General features: G+C 30.9%; 20 protein-coding genes and 1 tRNA gene. 5 read left to right on the top strand and 16 right to left on the bottom strand.

Annotation, left to right across the window (positions count from 1 at the left end):
- Positions 1-998, bottom strand: a 998-nt coding sequence (gene aspS / locus ACKVOV_RS07260) for an aspartate--tRNA ligase (protein ID WP_409206098.1), incomplete at its 3' end; no start/stop codon positions are given.
- A gap of 102 nt (positions 999-1,100) precedes the next feature.
- On the opposite strand from aspS, the gene ACKVOV_RS07265 reads away from it, so the two are divergent.
- Positions 1,101-2,105 carry a TlpA family protein disulfide reductase gene (locus ACKVOV_RS07265; protein WP_409206099.1) on the top strand — a complete coding sequence of 335 codons (1,005 nt, stop codon included), beginning with the start codon at positions 1,101-1,103 and terminating at the stop codon, positions 2,103-2,105.
- Between the two features lie 58 nt (positions 2,106-2,163).
- Here the strand turns inward: ACKVOV_RS07265 and ACKVOV_RS07270 are convergent.
- A tRNA-Leu gene (locus tag ACKVOV_RS07270) sits at positions 2,164-2,245 on the bottom strand.
- A gap of 177 nt (positions 2,246-2,422) precedes the next feature.
- Between ACKVOV_RS07270 and ACKVOV_RS07275 the strand changes: the two genes are divergently transcribed.
- The 3 genes from ACKVOV_RS07275 (at position 2,423) to ACKVOV_RS07285 (ending at position 5,610) form a co-directional block, all read left to right on the top strand.
- Positions 2,423-3,811 carry a dipeptidase gene (locus ACKVOV_RS07275; RefSeq protein ID WP_409206100.1) on the top strand — a complete coding sequence of 463 codons (1,389 nt, stop codon included), beginning with the start codon at positions 2,423-2,425 and terminating at the stop codon, positions 3,809-3,811.
- Between the two features lie 12 nt (positions 3,812-3,823).
- Positions 3,824-4,375, top strand: a complete 552-nt coding sequence (locus ACKVOV_RS07280; protein WP_409206101.1) for a class I SAM-dependent methyltransferase — start codon at positions 3,824-3,826, stop codon at positions 4,373-4,375.
- Positions 4,376-4,509: 134 nt separating this feature from the next.
- Complete coding sequence (locus tag ACKVOV_RS07285; protein ID WP_409206102.1) at positions 4,510-5,610, top strand: DUF4407 domain-containing protein; 1,101 nt, start codon at positions 4,510-4,512, stop codon at positions 5,608-5,610.
- 63 nt (positions 5,611-5,673) lie between these two features.
- Here the strand turns inward: ACKVOV_RS07285 and ACKVOV_RS07290 are convergent, their stop codons facing one another.
- Together ACKVOV_RS07290 and ACKVOV_RS07295 are read right to left on the bottom strand one after the other, a co-directional pair.
- Positions 5,674-7,005 carry an efflux RND transporter periplasmic adaptor subunit gene (locus ACKVOV_RS07290; RefSeq protein ID WP_409206103.1) on the bottom strand — a complete coding sequence of 444 codons (1,332 nt, stop codon included), beginning with the start codon at positions 7,003-7,005 and terminating at the stop codon, positions 5,674-5,676.
- A 6-nt stretch (positions 7,006-7,011) separates the two neighbouring features.
- Positions 7,012-8,454, bottom strand: a complete 1,443-nt coding sequence (locus tag ACKVOV_RS07295; protein WP_409206104.1) for a TolC family protein — start codon at positions 8,452-8,454, stop codon at positions 7,012-7,014.
- Positions 8,455-8,601: 147 nt separating this feature from the next.
- Between ACKVOV_RS07295 and ACKVOV_RS07300 the strand changes: the two genes are divergently transcribed.
- On the top strand, positions 8,602-9,996 hold the full coding sequence (locus ACKVOV_RS07300; protein WP_409206105.1) for a DUF4403 family protein: 1,395 nt from the start codon (positions 8,602-8,604) through the stop codon (positions 9,994-9,996).
- On the opposite strand, the gene ACKVOV_RS07305 is transcribed toward ACKVOV_RS07300, so the two are convergent.
- The 12 genes from ACKVOV_RS07305 to gcvH all read right to left on the bottom strand — a co-directional run bounded on the left by ACKVOV_RS07305 (position 9,997) and on the right by gcvH (position 18,947).
- The gene (locus tag ACKVOV_RS07305) at positions 9,997-10,260 is read right to left on the bottom strand and encodes a hypothetical protein (protein WP_409206106.1); all 264 of its coding nucleotides are present in this window, start codon (positions 10,258-10,260) and stop codon (positions 9,997-9,999) included. It abuts the gene before it with no gap.
- Entirely contained in the window at positions 10,250-10,792 is a 543-nt protein-coding gene (locus ACKVOV_RS07310; protein ID WP_409206107.1) for a DUF420 domain-containing protein, read from the bottom strand. Before ACKVOV_RS07310 ends, ACKVOV_RS07305 begins: the two co-directional genes overlap by 11 nt.
- A gap of 3 nt (positions 10,793-10,795) precedes the next feature.
- Complete coding sequence (locus ACKVOV_RS07315; RefSeq protein ID WP_409206108.1) at positions 10,796-11,479, bottom strand: SCO family protein; 684 nt, start codon at positions 11,477-11,479, stop codon at positions 10,796-10,798.
- A 10-nt stretch (positions 11,480-11,489) separates the two neighbouring features.
- Positions 11,490-12,164, bottom strand: coding sequence for a hypothetical protein (locus ACKVOV_RS07320; protein ID WP_409206109.1), 675 nt, complete (start codon positions 12,162-12,164; stop codon positions 11,490-11,492).
- Positions 12,165-12,242: 78 nt separating this feature from the next.
- Positions 12,243-12,593: a cytochrome C oxidase subunit IV family protein gene (locus ACKVOV_RS07325; protein WP_348075778.1), complete on the bottom strand. Its 351-nt coding sequence runs from the start codon at positions 12,591-12,593 to the stop codon at positions 12,243-12,245.
- Between the two features lie 28 nt (positions 12,594-12,621).
- Positions 12,622-13,629: a cytochrome c oxidase subunit 3 gene (locus ACKVOV_RS07330; RefSeq protein WP_409206110.1), complete on the bottom strand. Its 1,008-nt coding sequence runs from the start codon at positions 13,627-13,629 to the stop codon at positions 12,622-12,624.
- 40 nt (positions 13,630-13,669) lie between these two features.
- Positions 13,670-14,254 carry a heme-copper oxidase subunit III gene (locus ACKVOV_RS07335; protein ID WP_409206111.1) on the bottom strand — a complete coding sequence of 195 codons (585 nt, stop codon included), beginning with the start codon at positions 14,252-14,254 and terminating at the stop codon, positions 13,670-13,672.
- Between the two features lie 5 nt (positions 14,255-14,259).
- Complete coding sequence (gene cyoE / locus ACKVOV_RS07340) at positions 14,260-15,162, bottom strand: heme o synthase (RefSeq protein ID WP_409206112.1); 903 nt, start codon at positions 15,160-15,162, stop codon at positions 14,260-14,262.
- Between the two features lie 79 nt (positions 15,163-15,241).
- The gene (locus ACKVOV_RS07345; protein WP_409206113.1) at positions 15,242-17,359 is read right to left on the bottom strand and encodes a gliding motility protein RemB; all 2,118 of its coding nucleotides are present in this window, start codon (positions 17,357-17,359) and stop codon (positions 15,242-15,244) included.
- A gap of 10 nt (positions 17,360-17,369) precedes the next feature.
- Positions 17,370-18,113 carry a deoxyribose-phosphate aldolase gene (deoC, locus tag ACKVOV_RS07350; RefSeq protein ID WP_409206114.1) on the bottom strand — a complete coding sequence of 248 codons (744 nt, stop codon included), beginning with the start codon at positions 18,111-18,113 and terminating at the stop codon, positions 17,370-17,372.
- A gap of 104 nt (positions 18,114-18,217) precedes the next feature.
- Positions 18,218-18,595, bottom strand: a complete 378-nt coding sequence (locus tag ACKVOV_RS07355; protein WP_409206115.1) for a VanZ family protein — start codon at positions 18,593-18,595, stop codon at positions 18,218-18,220.
- Complete coding sequence (gene gcvH, locus ACKVOV_RS07360; protein WP_409206116.1) at positions 18,567-18,947, bottom strand: glycine cleavage system protein GcvH; 381 nt, start codon at positions 18,945-18,947, stop codon at positions 18,567-18,569. Before gcvH ends, ACKVOV_RS07355 begins: the two co-directional genes overlap by 29 nt.
- Positions 18,948-18,949: the final 2 nt, after the last annotated feature.

The following is an 18,949-nucleotide window of genomic DNA, read 5'->3' on the forward strand; positions in this document are numbered from 1 at the left end:
TCAATTTCTTTTCTAGAATATTCTCCAACACCTGGAACTGCAATAGCTACAACTAATTCGGCAGCATTAAAAACTGGAAAATCTTTATGTTTTGCATATTCGTTTAGTTCTCCAAATTCCATCCCGAAACGAATATCTGGTTTGTCATTTCCATAGGTTCTCATAGCATGATCATAAGTCATACGAGGAAATTTTTCTACTTCAATTCCTTTTATTTCTTTTAATAAATGACGTGTTAGTCCTTCAAAAACATTCAAAATATCTTCTTGTTCTACGAATGCCATTTCGCAATCTATTTGTGTGAATTCTGGCTGACGATCGGCACGTAAATCTTCATCACGGAAACATTTTACAATTTGAAAATATTTATCCATTCCACCGACCATCAATAATTGCTTGAATGTTTGTGGTGATTGCGGCAAGGCATAAAACTGACCTTCGTTCATTCTAGATGGAACTACAAAATCCCTAGCTCCTTCTGGTGTAGATTTTATTAAATATGGAGTTTCTACTTCACAAAAATCTAAATCCGATAAGTATTTACGAACTTCCATTGCTACTTTATGACGAAAAAGTAAACTGTTTTTTACAGGATTTCTTCTAATGTCAAGATAACGGTATTTCATGCGAATATCTTCTCCACCGTCAGTTTCGTCTTCTATTGTAAATGGAGGTGTTAATGAAGCATTTAAAATAGTCATTTCAGAAACTAAAATTTCTATTTCACCCGTTGGTATATTTTTATTTTTAGCTTCACGCTCAATAACCGTCCCTTTTACTTGAATAACAAATTCACGACCAAGAGTTTTAGCCAATTCAAAAACTGTTTTATCTGAACGACTTTCGTCGAACATTAGTTGTGTGATTCCGTAACGATCTCTTAAATCGACCCAATTCATAAAACCTTTGTCTCGAGATTTCTGAACCCAACCTGCCAGCGTAACTTCTGTATTGATATGCGTAGCGTTTAATTCGCCACAATTATGACTTCTGTACATTACCTAAAATTTAGGTTGCAAAAATACTATTTTGTTTGAAGTTTGTACTTAAAATAATCGAAATAATTGTAAGTTTGATTACATATAATTAAAACAACACATATGAAAAAATTATTTTTGATCGCATTAACCACTTTTTGTTCTATTTACAGCTTCGGACAATCTAAAAATACAGTAACCTTTCAGGCAGAAATAGCTAATAGAAACGGCGATGTTATTTATATTAAAGACAATAAAAACAAAACCATTAAGGAAATAAAAATTAATGACAAAGGAGTTTTTAAAGACACTTTTGAAATTGAAAAAGAAGATTTTTATATCTTTTTTGACGGAACCGAATACACACGATTGTTCCTGAAAAATGATTATGATTTAAAATTGAAAATGGATGCCAAACAATTTGACCAATCTATCATTTACACTGGAAAAGGTGCAGCCGAAAATAATTATTTAGCACAAGATGTCATAAAAGAAGGAGACGTAAATCCTGAGAAATTAGTCGCTTTGAGCGAAGAAGATTTCAAAAAAATGACCGATGAAAAGAAACTAACAGAAGAAACATTTTTAGATAAATCTAGTTTAGATAAAACATTTATTGAAATTCAGAAGAAAAATATTTTGATGAATATTAAAGGTTTACAAAAATATTATAACGAAAGTAAAGCAGTTCAGAAATTGAATAATGCTACTGCGCCAACATTTAATTATGTAAATCACAAAGGAGGAACTACAAAACTAGAAGACCTAAGAGGAAAATATGTATATATTGATGTTTGGGCAACTTGGTGTGGTCCTTGTCGTGGAGAAATTCCTTTTTTGCAAAAAATAGAAGAAAAATATCACGGAAAAAATATAGAATTCGTTAGTATTTCGGTAGACGTGCAAAAAGATTTTGAAAAATGGAAAAAATTTGTAAGCGACAAGCAACTAGGAGGAATACAACTTTTTGCTGATAATGATTGGAATTCGGATTTTACCAAAAGTCTTAACATTAACAGTATTCCTAGATTTATTTTAATTGATCCAGCTGGAAAAATTGTAAATGCTGATGCCGAGAGACCTTCTTCTCCAGAACTTCAAGAGACATTAAATAAACTATTGAATTAGTTAGAAATAACATCAAATTAATTAAAAAACAAAAACCCAACTTTTCAGTTGGGTTTTGTGCGGATAATAGGACTCGAACCTACACGCCTTGCGGCACCAGATCCTAAGTCTGGCATGTCTACCAATTTCACCATATCCGCGAAATTTGTGAGTGCAAATATAAACATAATTTTGAATTATAGATTATGAATTATGAATTTTTTTATTGTATTTTTGAGAGATGATATTAAAAATCAATAACCAACATAATGTATAATATTTAAACATTTGATTTTTAGAGTTTTAATTTTAAATCTTCAATTTTAATTAATAAAATAATGAATACTATAAAACAATACGTTCAAGATAACAAGCAACGTTTCATAGATGAATTAATAGAATTATTAAAAATTCCTTCTGTAAGTGCTGATGCTGCTTATTCTAAAGATGTTATTAAAACTTCCGAAGCAGTAAAAATAAGCCTTGAAAAAGCAGGTTGTTATTTTGTTGAAATTTGCGAAACACCTGGATATCCTATCGTTTTTGGCGAACATATTATCGACAAAAATTTACCTACAGTTTTGGTTTACGGACATTATGATGTACAACCAGCAGATCCTATCGATTTATGGACATCTCCTCCGTTTGAACCAGTAATTAAAATAACCGATATTCATCCAGAAGGCGCTATTTTTGCTCGTGGATCTTGCGATGATAAAGGCCAAATGTATATGCACGTTAAGGCATTCGAATATATGATTGCCAATAATAATTTACCTTGCAATGTCAAATTTATGATTGAAGGTGAAGAAGAAGTAGGCTCTAAATCACTTTCTTGGTTCGTAGAACGCAACCAAGAAAAATTAGCATGTGATGTCATCTTAATTTCTGATACTGGAATGATTTCTAACCAACAACCGTCAATCACAACTGGTTTACGCGGATTAAGTTATGTTGAAGTAGAAGTCACTGGACCAAATAGAGATTTACATTCTGGTCTATACGGTGGAGCCGTGGCTAATCCTATCAATGTTTTAGCAAAAATGATTGCTTCACTTCATGACGAAAATAACCATATTACTATTCCTGGTTTTTATGATAATGTAGAAGAATTGTCGCTTGAAGAAAGAGCCGAAATGGCAAAAGCACCATTCAATTTAGACAACTATAAAAAAGCACTCGATTTAAATGATGTTTACGGAGAAAAAGGATATGTTACTAACGAAAGAAACTCTATTCGACCAACTTTAGATGTAAATGGAATTTGGGGTGGATATACAGGTGAAGGTGCAAAAACAGTAATTGCCAGCCAAGCCTTTGCAAAAATATCTATGAGATTAGTTCCTAATCAAGATTGGGAAAACATTACAGAGTTATTTACCAAACATTTTGAAAGCATTGCTCCATCAGGAGTTACTGTCAAAGTAAAACCACATCACGGAGGTCAAGGTTATGTGACTCCAATAGATAGTATTGGATACAAAGCAGCAAACATGGCTTATACAGAAACTTTTGGAGTTCCTGCTATACCAGTACGTTCTGGAGGAAGCATTCCTATTGTAGCGTTGTTCGAAAAAGAACTAAAAAGTAAAACAATACTAATGGGATTTGGTTTAGATAGTGATGCCATTCACTCGCCTAATGAACATTTCGGAATTTTTAATTATCTAAAAGGAATTGAAACTATTCCATTATTTTACAAGTATTTTGTAGAATTAAGCAAATAATCACAAAATACTTTGAGCAAAAAAAAGTTTATCTCAGAAGTTTTCAAATCAGGAGGAACTATCGGTGCATTATCACCAAGTTCCTCTTTTCTTGCAAAAAAAATGCTAAAACCTATTCATTTTGACAATGCAAATTGCATTGTCGAATTTGGGCCAGGAACTGGTGTTTTTACACATAAATTATTAGAAAAAATGTCTTCTAATGCTATATTATTAACATTTGAAATTAATCCTGCATTTCATGATGAATTAATGAAAATTAAGGATTCCCGATTAATTGTTATAAATGATAGTGCCGAAAAAATAGACCATTATCTGCTTTTACACAATCAGAAAAAAGCAGATTATATTATTTCTTCCTTACCTTTTGCTATGATTCCAGATGTTGTTGTAGACAATATTTTAAAAAACTCTTTCGAAGTTTTATCAGAAAAAGGAAAATTTATTCAGTTTCAATATTCATTAAATGCATTGTCAAAATTGAAAACTCTTTTTAAGAAAGTAGATATAAATTTTACTTTCTTAAATATTCCTCCAGCATTTGTCTTTACTTGTGGCAAATAACTATGAAAATTACAAAATGATTTCAGAGCAAATATTTAATAATTAAGGTTTTATAAAAAATAAATCAACGTTTTATACTGAATTTAGATTTTTGGCGTTAAATTTGTACATCATCAATCAAATCAAAATCAATCATGTTAAAACGTTTTTTTATTCTGTGCTCCGGCGCAGATAGGAATTTACTTTCCTCTTGTTCTGAAGGAGAACAAACCAAGTATGTTGGCATTGGAGCCACAGTTTTCTTCACAGCTATTATGGCTTTTATAGCTAGTAGTTACGCACTTTTTACTGTTTTCGATAGTATTTATCCCTCCATCTGTTTTGGAATTGTATGGGCTTTTCTTATTTTTAATCTCGATCGATTTATTGTATCTACAATTAGAAAACGTGACCGATTATGGAACGAATTTCTCCAAGCGACACCAAGGATAATTCTTGCTATGATTATCGCAGTAGTAATTTCGAAACCATTAGAAATCAAAATTTTCGAAAAAGAAATCAATACCGTTTTGCTCAAAGAGAAAAATCAATTGGCAATGGCTAATAAAAAGCAGATTTCAGATTATTTCAAATCTGATTTGGATAAAAACAAAGCCGAAATTGATAGTTTAAAATCTCAACTTTCTAAAAAAGAAAAAGAAGTAAATACTTATTATGAAACTTATATAGCAGAAGCAGAAGGAACTGCAGGTACAAAGAAATTAGGTAAAGGTCCTGTTTTTAAAGAAAAAATAGCAAAACACGATTTAGCAAAAAAGGAATTAGATACTTTACAAAAAAGAAACTTGGCAAAAATCGCCGAGAAAGAAAAAAAAGCTAAAACACTACAAGCTGAATTAGATAAAAAAGTAACTGATACACAACCTATAATTGATAGTTTTGATGGTTTGATGGCACGAATAAATGCTTTAGGAAAATTACCTTCTCTTCCATCTTTTTTTATTATGCTTTTATTTTTAGCCATTGAAACATCTCCAATTATTGCTAAAATGTTATCTCCAAAAGGAGAATATGATTATAAATTAGAAGATAATGAAACATCTCTAAAAACACATATAGAACAAAATAATTACCAACGAAATCTTCACAAGCAAACTGACGCTTCTATTTATGATAGGGTTTATGATGATATTCGTGACGAAAAAGAATTGTACGAATATAAACGAAAACGAGCCAAAGAATTACTCGAATTACAAGCAGACGTTTTCCTAGAAAAACAAAAAAATGTAATGTAAGTGAGAATAAAAAAAAGCCAAAAATTTAAATCAATTTTCGGCTTTTTTTATTTTTATTTATTTTTAGCTATCCTTATTTTCTTTTTTCTTTTCGGCAGCAATTTGTTCTTTGGTTTTTACATAAACCACATCACCAGGATTTAGTTCTTTAGTAACCGTTGTGTAAGGTCCTGTAACAATCGTTTCTCCTTTTTTAAGACCCGAAATTATCTCGATATAAGTATCGTCTTGAATTCCAGTTGTTACAATACGAAGTTTTACTTTATCTCCAACTTTAACAAAAACACATTCATATCTTTTTTCGTTTTTCACCTCTGGCACTTCACCTTCTTTGTCTGAATTTTTATCTTCAACAACAAATGCTTTACGCGAAGAAGTGGTATCTGTCCTCATTACAACAGCACTAATAGGAACAGCAACAATATTTTCTTTACGAGTAGTTATAATATCAACAGTTGCTGTCATACCTGGACGAAAAGGGGAGAAATTTGACGATTTCCCTACCATTAAATCTTGGTAAGATTCCTTAAGAATTCTAACTTTTACTTTAAAATTTGTAACTTGATCAGCAGAAAGTGCTGTACTTGCAGAGTTAGATATACTGGTTACAATTCCTCTAAATTCTTTTTTTAAATAAGCATCTACTTCAACTTTTGCAGAATCTCCAATTGCAATTTTTACAATATCATTTTCATTTACGTCTACTTCAACCTCCATATTATTTAGATCGGCAACACGCATCATTTCGGTCCCAGTCATTTGTTGTGTCCCCAAAACACGCTCTCCTAACTCCACTCCAAGTTTAGAAATTGTCCCATCAACAGGCGAATAAATAGCTGTTTTTCCTAAATTTTCTCTAGACTCATTTACGGTAGCCGATGCGCTCTGCACGTTATAATATGCTGCTTGCTTAGCTGCCTGAGCACCTTCGTAAGTAGCCACAGATTTATCCCATTCTGCTCTAGAAATTATACCTTTATCATATAATTTTTTACTTCTCTCATAACTGGCTTTTGCTTCTTTAAACTGAGCATCTGTTTGACTTAAACCAGCTCTAGTATTAGACAAACCAGCTTGAGAACGATTAAGTCCTTGTGTATATAGTTTAGGATTAACCCTTACTAATAAATCCCCTTTTTTAACAATTTGCCCTTCTTTAATAGGAAGAGCGATAATCTCTCCTGAAACTTCAGATGAAATTTTGACTTCAATTTCTGGCTGAATTTTCCCAGTCCCAGAAACAGTTTCTATTACCGTTCGTTGTGTTGTTGTAGCAATTTCTACTTCTTTCCCTTTGTTATTGTCGCCTATAACACCTGATTTTTTAAGATATATTGCACCTATAACTGTAGTAACAGCTAATCCCAATAAAATATATTTTGTCTTTTTTGTCATGATAACTTATTGTTTTTTAATAATTGGAATTCCAAAATAAAATTCTAAAATTTTAGTTCTAAAAATATAATCGTATTTAGTTCTTAAAACATCCGATTGGGCATTTACAAATAAAGTTTGCGCCTGATTAAAATCGAAAACATTCATTAATCCTACTTCGTATCTTTCTTTTGCATAGTTTAATGCTTGTTGTCTTGCTTCTAATGTTGAAACTGCTGCTTCATGAGTTTTTTGCGCACCTTTTGTATCGGTATATGCTGTAAAAACAGTTCTCTCTAAATCTAATTCTTGTTGCTGCAATGTTGTTTTCGAACGATCTAATGCAATTTTTGAACGAGCTACATTATTTCTTGCTGAAAATCCGTTAAGAATTGGAATACTTAAATTTAATCCAAAATTTTGTCCTTTATTATCACTAAACTGATTAAAAACAGCATCTGGTTTACCTAAAATTGTAGAAAAATTAGGTTGCAAAACAGCTTGATTTGTACCATCTACATAACCAATTATCGATGTTGGATTGCTAGTATTTGGTGTGAATCCCACTACTCTATTTGAATATCCTGCACGTGTACTAAAACTATAAAAACCTTGTAACGTTGGCTGGTAAGCACCACGAGCAATTTTAACTTCCTTCTCGGCAATTTGCACGTTTGTTTGGGCAATTTTCAAGTCAGTTCTAGTTTCTTTTGCTTTATCAAAAATTGTTTTTGGATCCTGCATTAAAATAGAACTTTCTTGAACAGGAATTTCCGCATCTGCAATATCAAATTCTTGAAAATCATCTATTTGTAATAATTGTGCTAAACTTAATTTAGATAAAAACAAAGCATTTTCGGCAGCAATCAATCTCTGATTATCTGTAGCTACTGTAGCTTTTACATCAAGCAAATCTCCACGAGGTGTTACTCCTGCGTCTACAAGCTCGTTAGTTCTTTCTAACTGTTTATTATCGTAAGCCAATTGTTGTTGTTGCACTTTTAGATTTTCTTTATTAAAAAGTATTTGCAAATAAGCATTTACAACATTTAATGAAACATCTTCTTGCATTTTTGTAAGTTGATATTGAGAAGCAATCCTACTAAGGTTTGCTTTTCGCAACTGATTTTGGTTTTGTAAACCTTTATAAATATCTATACCAACATTTAATCCTGCTGAAGTAAATTGTGTTGTTTGATTTTCTAACAAACCCGTGGTAATATTCTGATTTAAACCAATATTCCAAGAATGAGATCCTTGTGCATTTATTGAAGGAAGAAATCTTCCTATTGCATCTTTTTTTGAAATATCAGACAACTGCTTATCTAAAGTAGATTGCTTTATTGAAATATTATGTTCGACTGCATAAGTTACACATTCCTCGAGCGTCCATTTTTTGGCTTGACCAAAAGAAACGAAAGAGTAGAACAATGTTGTAATTATTAAAAATGAGTATTTTATATTTTGCATTTTATATAATATGGAAGTTTTTTGCATAGCGAATTTAATCTTTTCTAATTAAATTTACAATAAGACTACTGCTTTAACAATTTGTTACAATTAATGCATGAAAAATTTTAAAAAATAATTTTACATTTGTTCAAATTACTCTTTTTGATGAAAAACATTTTGCGAATTATTGGATTTTTTACAATTGCGATTTTTTACACCAGTTGCTCGACAACTCAAAAAATAGAACTTATGAAACCCGAGCCAGATGAAGCTACACCTATAACTTATCCTGTAACTTCTTCTTACATTAGTTTTCCAGTAACATTAACGCTAAAAGATATTGAAAATCAAACCAATAAAGCTTTAGTAGGTTTAATTTATGACGACCATAATATTGATGATGATAAAACCGAAATGAAAATCTGGAAGAGTGCTCCAATATTAATTTCGGAAGAAAACAATAAGCTAAAAACAATTGTTCCGCTAAAAATTTGGGCAAAAGTTAAATACGGAACATCTGCACTAGGAATTAATTTATACGACACTCGCGAATTAAACCTAAATGGAACAATTACTTTTTTGAGTGATGTAAAAATGAGTAATTGGAAAATTACTACCACAACCGAACTACAAGATTTTGAATGGCAAGAAAGCCCAACGATTATAATTGCTGGAAAAGAAATTCCTATTACTTATTTAGTAAATCCAACTATACGGATTTTTAGAAGTAAAATTGAAAAAACTATTGATAACTCATTAGAAAAATCGCTTGATTTTAAATCTAATATTCTCGAAATGATGCAAAAAGCAAGTGAACCATTCGAGATGAGTCTAACATATCAGACTTGGCTAAAAGTGACACCACAGGAAATATATGCTACCGAAGCTACTTTAGAAAAAAAAGCTGTTTCAATGACTGTTGGTCTTAAATGCTTGATGGAATCCTATATAGGACAAAAGCCAAAACCTAATTTCGCAAAAGAAAAAATGGTATTGAAACCCATTGCAAATCTACCTGAAAAAGTAATAGCAAATATTGCTGCAGTTTCTACTTATCAAGATGCTTCTAGGGTAATGACAGCTAATTTTAAAGGAAAAGAATTTGGCGAAGGAAAACGAAAAGTAACCATACAAAATGTAGAAATTTGGCACAAGCAAGGCAAAATGGTTATTGCACTAGATATGCTTGGAAGCTTAAATGGGCGCATTTATTTATCTGGTTTCCCACAATATAATACAGAAACCAAAGAATTGTTTTTTGATAATTTAGATTATGCCTTAGAAACCAAAAGTAAACTCATGAAAACTGCCAACTGGTTTGCACAAGGTTTAGTATTAAACAAAATAAGAGCCACTTGTCGTTACTCGATACAACCAAATTTAGAAGAAGGAAAGCAAAATATTCTAAAATACTTAAATAACTATTCACCCATGACTGGCGTTTTTGTAAACGGAAAATTAAACGATATTGTTTTCGAAAAAGTACAACTGACTAACAATGCTATTGTTGCTTTTTTAAATATTACAGGAAATGTGAAAGTAAATATAAATGGAATGTAGTTAGTTTTTCTTCCTATACATTCTATAAACTGCAAAAGCAATAAGAACCACTAAAACATACGGAATAATCATTAGATATACAATTCCGTCATTTACTGCCTCTGCTTGCGATACGTTTCCTGAACTTTCTAGCGAAGCACGACACATAGCACATTGGGCATTTGAACTTAAAGTATAGAAAGCAGAAAGTAGAAAACAGAAAACTATAATTTTTCCTGAATATCTATTCTTTATATTCTTTGTTCTATTTATTTTAGTTTGCATAATAAGGGGAAATCATTAAATAAACAATTACTCCAGTAACAGCAACATATAACCAAATAGGAAAAGTGATTTTTGCTATTCTCTTGTGTTTGTCAAATTTTTCTGCCAATGCACGAACGTAAGTAACTAAAACCAAAGGAATAGTAATTATAGATAGTGTAATATGAGTAATTAATATAAAAAAGTAAACCAATTTTAAAACACCATCTCCTCCATATTTTGTAGCTTCAGATGTCATGTGATACGCCACATACATTCCTAAAAATGCTACCGAAAGTGCAATAGCAGTTTTCATTAAATTCTCGTGTAGCTTTCGTTTTCCGTTTTTGATAGAAATAACCGCCCAAACTAACACTATAGCCGTAATTCCGTTAATTGTTGCATAAATAGGTGGCAAAAAAGACAATGGCTTTACATCGAAACCTAAATCTCTTAGTTTAACTTTAAATAAAATTGCTACCACAAGAGGAATTGCTATTGATAATATTGTAATCCAAACATTATACTTTTTTTCTGAAATCTTATTTTCCATTTTTTATTCTGCTAATAATTTAGTAATATCTTGTTTTATTGCCGTTATTCCTTTTTGTTCTAAACCATCATAATAAATAATAGGGTTCCCAAATTCGTCTTTTCGGCAACGAATATTTCCATCTTTATCTATTAATGCAAAGAATCCAGAATGCTCAAATCCTCCAGGTATTTTAGTATTTTGCCCGACAAATAAATTAAATCCTTTGTTTGCGATTTCAAAAATTTTAGTCTTATCACCAGTTAAAAAATTCCAATTTATTCCTTTTGCACCTATTGTTTCGGCATGTTTTTTCAGTACTACGGGTGTGTCATTTTCTGGATTTATAGTGATGGAAACAATTCCGAAATTAGTATTAGTAGCGAATGCTTCTTGAACCAGTTTCATATTCCTATTCATAATTGGACAAATAGATGGGCAAGTAGAAAAGAAAAACTCGACAACATATACTTTCCCTTTATAACTTTCGTTAGAAATTGTCAATTTATCCTGATTTATAAGTGAAAAATCTGGTGCTTTCCCTATAGTCATCAAATCACTTTTAGTCGATGTTGGTGTTCCTTCAATATTTAATCTATCACCTTTTACGACATCATTATTTTTTATTCTGTCAATAATTTTAGGAACAAAATAAATTCCAAAAACTAGAATAATAAAAGCGGTACCTATGTATGATTTATTTTTCATATTTAAATAATTATTTACTTTCGTGCAAACGGAAATCTTTTCTTTTATTGTTACGTTTTAAAGCTAATCGATATTCTCTCAACATAATTTTTACATCGTCAGACATATCATTATGCAAATCGGCGGCAGAATTTGTATTATAACTTTCTTTATATTCGTTTTTACCTTCTTTATTTTTCCCTTTTCGTCCACGGTGATTTTTATCCTTATCTATAATAATAACCTTTGTTGTGCTAAGATTTTCGTTAAGATGATCATGAAGTTTAAATGAATCAAAATAAGACTGAATCTCATTTGGTTTAGCAAAAACGAATTTCCAGCCTGATAAATCATCCGAAAATCTAGATAATTTCTCTAATAAATCTTCTACTTGTTTTTCAGAACCTTCTTGAACGATCATTACCAATTGAAAATCATGAAATCCTTCATATTTTCCATATATTTTTTGGTTCAGATTAAATAAGTTTTCTTCATTCTTTAGTACATCATTCCCTAAAAATCCTAGAACTGTAATTTTGTTTGTGAGAGAAACTGGCTTTCCATCTAAACTTTTCCATTTTGGCAACTCTTTGTTATCTCTAGAAATAGTTGGCAAAAAAAGTGAATTATGAGTTGCTGTTGCAAATATTAAATAAATTAAAACAGGAAGTATTAGAAGGACAATTAGGACTAATTTATTTCTCATAGGGAAAGTATAATTTATTTGAGTACAAAAATAAAAAAAGCTCCTGTAATAGGAGCTCTTTTTTGAATTAATATGTTGTTAAAAATTCCATTTAATTGTGGCGTTTTTAAAAACTTCGAATATATAATCAGCTTCAACTAGCAAAATAAATACTAAATAAATAATTAAGAATACAACTGTTCCCACAACTGCCCAACGCAATGATGCTGTTTCTCCTTCTAAGTGCATAAAAGCCCACATAATCCAATATGCTTTATACACTGTTAATGTGATGAAAATCCAGTTTAACAAATTCATACTTAAAAAAGTATTAAAATGTAAAAAATCAGGTTTAACGATCCCTAAAATAACCTCTACTATTGTAATTATTGATAACAATCCGAATACTTTCCAGATTCTTCCTACATTTGATACGTGTTCGTGTGACATAACAATATATATTTTTCTTATATTAAAATTAAACTAGGTAGAAGAATGTAAATACAAACACCCAAACTAAATCGACAAAGTGCCAATATAAACCTACTTTTTCTACCATTTCATAAGTTTTTCTTTTATCATAAGTTCCTAAAAGTACATTGAAGAAAATTAAGATATTAATCATTACCCCTGAAAATACGTGAAAACCGTGAAAACCAGTAATAAAGAAGAAGAAGTCGGCAAATAATTTTTGTCCATATTCATTACGAACTAAGTTAGCACCTTCTACTACATATTTAGTTCCCTCAATTCTTTTTAGTGACTCTTCACGAGTTAAAGTAACTTTCCTTTTTGTTTTAGGATTGATAACTTCTGTACGAATTAACACATCTGAATGCGCTTTGAATCCTTCTACCACTTCTTCTACTGAATAAGTTGGCAAAGTCTCGTCTCCAAAAAACCAAATTCCTTTGCTTTTAGTATCTTCTACTCTTTCACTAGGAATATCGGCCGCAAATTCAGCAAGCGCTACTCTTTTGTACACAATATGATCAGCTGTTGAAAGTTCTTTATCAATTTTTTCAAATTGTAATATAGAACCTCCTTTAGTTTCTACTGCACCATACTCACCTTTTATGAAATTCTTCCATTCCCAAGCTTGTGAGCCTACGAATATAAAACCACCGATTATAGTAAGAAACATGTAAAGAACTACTTTGTCTTTTTTCATTTGATGACCTGCGTCTACAGCCAGAACCATTGTCACTGATGAAAAAATCAGGACAAATGTCATAAATGCGACATAATACATAGGTGCAGAAACACCATGCATAAAAGGAAAGTGTGTAAAAACTTCATCAGCCAAAGGCCAAGTTTCGATAAATTTAAATCTTGAAAAACCGTATGCTGCCAAGAATCCTGAGAATGTTAATGCATCGGAAACGATGAAAAACCACATCATCATTTTTCCGTAACTAGCATTCATCGGCTCATTTCCGCCGCCCCAAGTTTTGCCTTCAGCACTAGTAGTAACTGTCGTTGCCATAGAATTGTGTTTATAAAGTTGTCAAATTTACAATATTTTCTTATTTTACGAAATATAAAAATAAAAACAAATATACCCAAAGAATATCTAGAAAATGCCAAAACATCGCACCAAGCTCTATACCAGTACTTTGAGTTGAATTGTATTTTTGTTTAAAATGATTATAAATTATAATTAATAATGAAATTATACCTCCTGCGAGGTGTGTTAGGTGCAAAACTGTTAAAACATACAAGAAAGAAGAAGTAACTGTACTTGCACTTCCTGTAAAAAAATAACCCATTTCTATTACCTGACTAAATCCTTTTAGTTGCAAAAGAACAAAAGTTATCCCTAAAACCAAAGTAGTTAATAAAAATAATGTTGTTTTTTGCCTGTCATCTTTTTGAATTGCTTTTTTTGCCAAATAAATAGTCAAACTACTTATAATGATTACAATTGTACTAAAAGTAAATGCTGGCGGCAAAATCATAGTGTGAACCCAGTCTTTTCTTGATGAACTCACTAAATAAGCACTTGTTAATCCTGCAAAAACCATAAACATACTTATCATTCCAAAAAGCAACAACAATTTGTAAGATCTTGCTTTTCTTTCGTTATGTTCTTGAATAGTCATTCCTTCCATAATTATTATCTTAAAAATTTATCTAATATATATACCACTTGAATTAATGATATATAAGCAACACTTACTAACATTAACGTTTTTGCAGACTTATCTGTTTGATTTTTGTATAATTTGACAGCATAAACAAGCATCCACAAACCTAATAAACCAACAATTATCGTAGAAACAGTTGTCAAATACAAACGTCCAGTATAACCGAAACTAGGTAAAATGGAAGCGACAGTTAACCACAATGTATATAAAATAATTTGAGTTGCCGTTCCTTTGTTCTTACTCCCTGTCGGCAACATAAAGAAACCTCCTTTTTTATAATCTTCAAATAAAAACCAACCTATTGCCCAAAAATGAGGAAATTGCCAAAAAAATTGAATTAAAAATAGTGTTCCTGCTTCAATCCCAAAATCATTTGTAGCTGCTACCCACCCTAACATAAATGGTATTGCTCCAGGGAAAGCACCAACAAAAACTGATAATGAAGTTACCGTTTTGAGCGGTGTATAAACACAGGTATACAAAAATATTGAAATCGCCCCAAACATTGCTGTTTTAGGATTTATCATATATAAAATCCCTAAACCTATAATGGTTAAAATCGTTGCTATTATAAAAGCTGTGTTTACAGACATTCTTCCTGCAGGAATAGGTCGATTCTTAGTTCTATCCATCAAAGCATCTAGGTCTTTTTCGATAATTTGATTATATGCATTAGATGCTCCAACCATACAATAACCACCTATAGCCAGCATGAAAAGTGTATAAATACTTCCTAAATTAAACTCATAAATCCCTAGCATATATCCTGCTAACGAAGAAAAAACCACACTAATAGCAAGACCTGCTTTAGTAATTTCTTTGAAATCAGTGAAAATAGATTTTATGGAAGGAAATGTATTTGTTGCGCTCAAGGCAGAAATATTTATTTTTTAAAACTTTGCAAAGATAACAATAACCAATAGGAATATTCAAATCTAATATCTTTATTTTTTAATAATCTAAATACCAGTTAAACACATCTGCACGCAATCCTATCGAAAACCAAGTAGTACTTTCTTTGAATGTTGTAATTGTATTAACTTGTGGCGAAAAATTTCTGTAAATTAAATTACCAAATAGTTTTAAATTTGTGCTTGGATTTAACAAATATCCTACCTGAATATCTGCAATAAAAACATTCGTTTTATTACCTTGACCTATAGAAACTCCTTTCTCATAAGCTCTATCTACATCATAGTCTTTATAAATATTAGATCCATAATTTTTTGTATCGGTTGCGGTATCAAAATCGAAACCACGAATTCCTACACTCATTTTTGCATCAGCAAATAATCTTTTTTTATAAAAACGTGCAATAGTTGTTAGCTCCTTAAAGTTAGATCCCCAATTGTGCCCCATACTTTGATTATTGTGTCCGTAATTTGTAATTGGATTACTATGTGCATAAACATAAGGGCGAACATGGTTATATTCTGCTTGTAGATATAAATTTTTTATACCAAAAGCATTAAAATATTTCGCTCCCAATTGATAACCATATTTATTTTTCCAGCTTTTCTCGCCCGATTTCATATCGCCAAGTGAGAATTCGTCGAGTAAGAATTGTCCATATAGATTGATATTATTATTCCATTTATACTTAGATGTAATTCCTAAAACTGCATTTCCGCTTCTGGCAGAAGAAGAAAATTCGACTGAACGATAAAAAATAATTGGATTTACAAAATTAAGATCAAAACCACGATTGTTATCATTTGTCCAAATTACAGATTCAAAAAAACCAATATTCAATCTCTTTGAAGCATTCCAACTCAAATAATGATTTGCCATATATTTTGTAGCATACGTTCTGTCTAATGTTACTTCAGGACGAACATCTTTGAGCCACATATAAGTATTGGTGTATTTTATTTTCCAAAACGTAGTATTTATTTTAAAAAATGGATACGGACTTGCTCCATCACCTTCCAACAAAGAACGGTAACCGTCACCTATGAAATTTCGACCGTAACCCAATTGCAAATTAAGATGTTTGCTTGGCGTATAAGTAATATTTGCATCTGCGGAAGGGAAATCGTATTTTGTAGTCTTAAAATCTTTTGCAATACCAATCCCTGGAATAATTGCTGGATTTCCTCCCGATGGCTGAATAGAATTTGCATATCTATTATAATAATCGGCAAAAACTCCTTGGCTTTCATAAATGGTTGTAGTAAAGTTTAATTGTTCTCCCAATCCTCCTTGTATTTGTAAACCACGTGTATTTACATAAGTATAATCTTCGGCAGTTGGATTACTTTTCCCCATTCGTAAATCGAAAATAGGATTTAGTGTAAACCAATAATCTTCCCCTTGTATTGCAACTAAGTTTTCATTAAACAATTTTCGTCCCCACCAACCTTCTTTATTTATTTTGATTGCATTATAAGCTTCGTCAAAATTATGATATTTCGCAACTTCAGAATAGGTATATGGTTTTGATGCCGTATGATTATTAGTCCCAACTTGATTCATTTCTGCATCAAAATTTGTGTATAAATTATGTGAGAAAGGAATATTAAGATGGCTTTTGAATTGTGGATTTTTAAATTCTTTATAATTTAATTTTACCGATTCAAATTCTGGGTTTTCTTTATTTGCTAAAACTGAAGGCGAATTTGCAATTTTGTTTTCTTGTAATAATTTTTCTTGTGCTATTTGGGCTGCACTTTGCAGCGGTATTGCTATTGTAAATGTATATTTCGCATATGTAGGTTTTCCATTATATGTAGGAGGCGTGATTTTTGGCAAAGCCGAAAAAACTCTTTTAGTTTCAGTTATTAGTTCAGAATACATAGCATCTGTATACAATACTTTGAAAGTTCCTGTACTATCTACTTCAAACAATGTGATAATTTTTCCTTTGAAATTATTTTGTTTTGCAACATCTGGCAATTGAAAATTATTAAAAACAAAATCTTGTAATTGATTATAAAAACAAGTTTCTAATTCCTGATTCATTGTATTTGAACAATGTGGAAAAATAGGGAATTTCTCTTGGTTACTTACTTGCGAAAACAAATTTTGAACATACAGAAAAACTACAATTAGTAAAAGATATTTTTTCATTTTATTATTTTTAATAATTTCCTGTAGAGACATTTCCGTCTGCAATGGTTTTAGCTGCCGATGTTCCTATTCTTTTTACACCCAATCGAATCATCGCCAACGCTTCCTCTAGCGTTCTTACACCACCAGCTGCTTTTACCGGAAGTGGATTTGAGTTTTCTAACATTAAAATAATTGTAGGAATTGTTGCTCCATTTGGCAAATTATCTTCTGTTTTATAAAAACCTGTTGATGATTTTACAAAGACATGAGCAAAATTTTCTTCTTTAAAATTAGCAATAATTGTATTCTTTATTAATACCGAAATCTGAATGATTTGATGATTTGTAAGCGCTGCTACTTCGATAATAAATTTCACTACTTTCTTATGCGATAACCCCAATTGAGTACAAGCAATAATTTCTTGTTTAATTAATTCTATTTCGCCTCTCTTAAAAGCTTCGTAGTTTATTACAAAATCAAGCTCGTCAGCATGATTATTTATTGCTTCTTGTGCTTCTTCTAATTTTTTTTCTAAGCTAGAATTTCCTTCTGGAAAATCTATAACAGTTCCAATTAGAACTTTAGAATTAGCTTTGTCAATCAATTTTTTAGCCAATTGTACCTTATCAGGACGAATCATTACCAGCTTAAATTCCTCATTAATTGCTTCATTAATAAAATCTTCGACTACTTTAGTATTTTCAATTTCAGATAAATTAGCTTGTGATGCTGTTTTTAAGTAAGTAGAATCTAGATATTGCTTGATGTTCATAATAATTTAACTTGAGATTTAAAAGTTATAAAAATAGAAAAATCCCATCGAAATGGGATGTTTTCTTTAATTTTTATTTACACATCACTTTAGGGATGATTTTTTTATTTAAAAAGTTTTCTAGCTACAAAAATACCCATCAAACTTCCTGAACTATTGGCTACAACATCCCAAATATCTGCTTGTCGTGTTGTTGTTAGATATTTCTGTGCAAACTCGATAGCAATCCCAAAAAATATTGAGATAATTACTAACGCAATTTTATTGTTTAACAAAACACTTTTCCTAAACAATAAATACCTATACCATAATATAACAAAACCTAAATAGAAAGTAAAATGGACTATTTTATCTTCATTTGGAAAACTAAATTTTGGGGTGTCGATTGTCGTTTTTAAACTTAAATAAAGTATTATAAAAGTCCAAAAAATAGCAACCCAAAATGAATTTTTACTAGGCGCCAATAAGTTTTTTATAGTCATCACTAGAAAGTAATTTTTCAATTTCAGATGTATTAGAAATTTTTACCTTAATCATCCAAGCTTTTCCATAAGGATCGGCATTTACAACTTCTGGTGTTACTTCTAGAGCTTCATTAAACTCAATTATTTCGCCTGAAAGTGGTAGGAATAAATCAGATACTGTTTTTACAGCTTCCACAGTTCCGAAAACTTCATCTTGTGATAGAGTTTGATCTAATGTTTCTACTTCAACATATACAATATCTCCTAATTCTTTCTGAGCAAAATCTGTAATTCCTACTGTAGCAATGTCTCCATCGATACTTACCCATTCGTGATCTTTTGTGTACTTTAAATTAGCTGGTATGTTCATTT

Source organism: Flavobacterium sp. (genome assembly GCF_046153165.1).
Lineage (GTDB): Bacteria > Bacteroidota > Bacteroidia > Flavobacteriales > Flavobacteriaceae > Flavobacterium.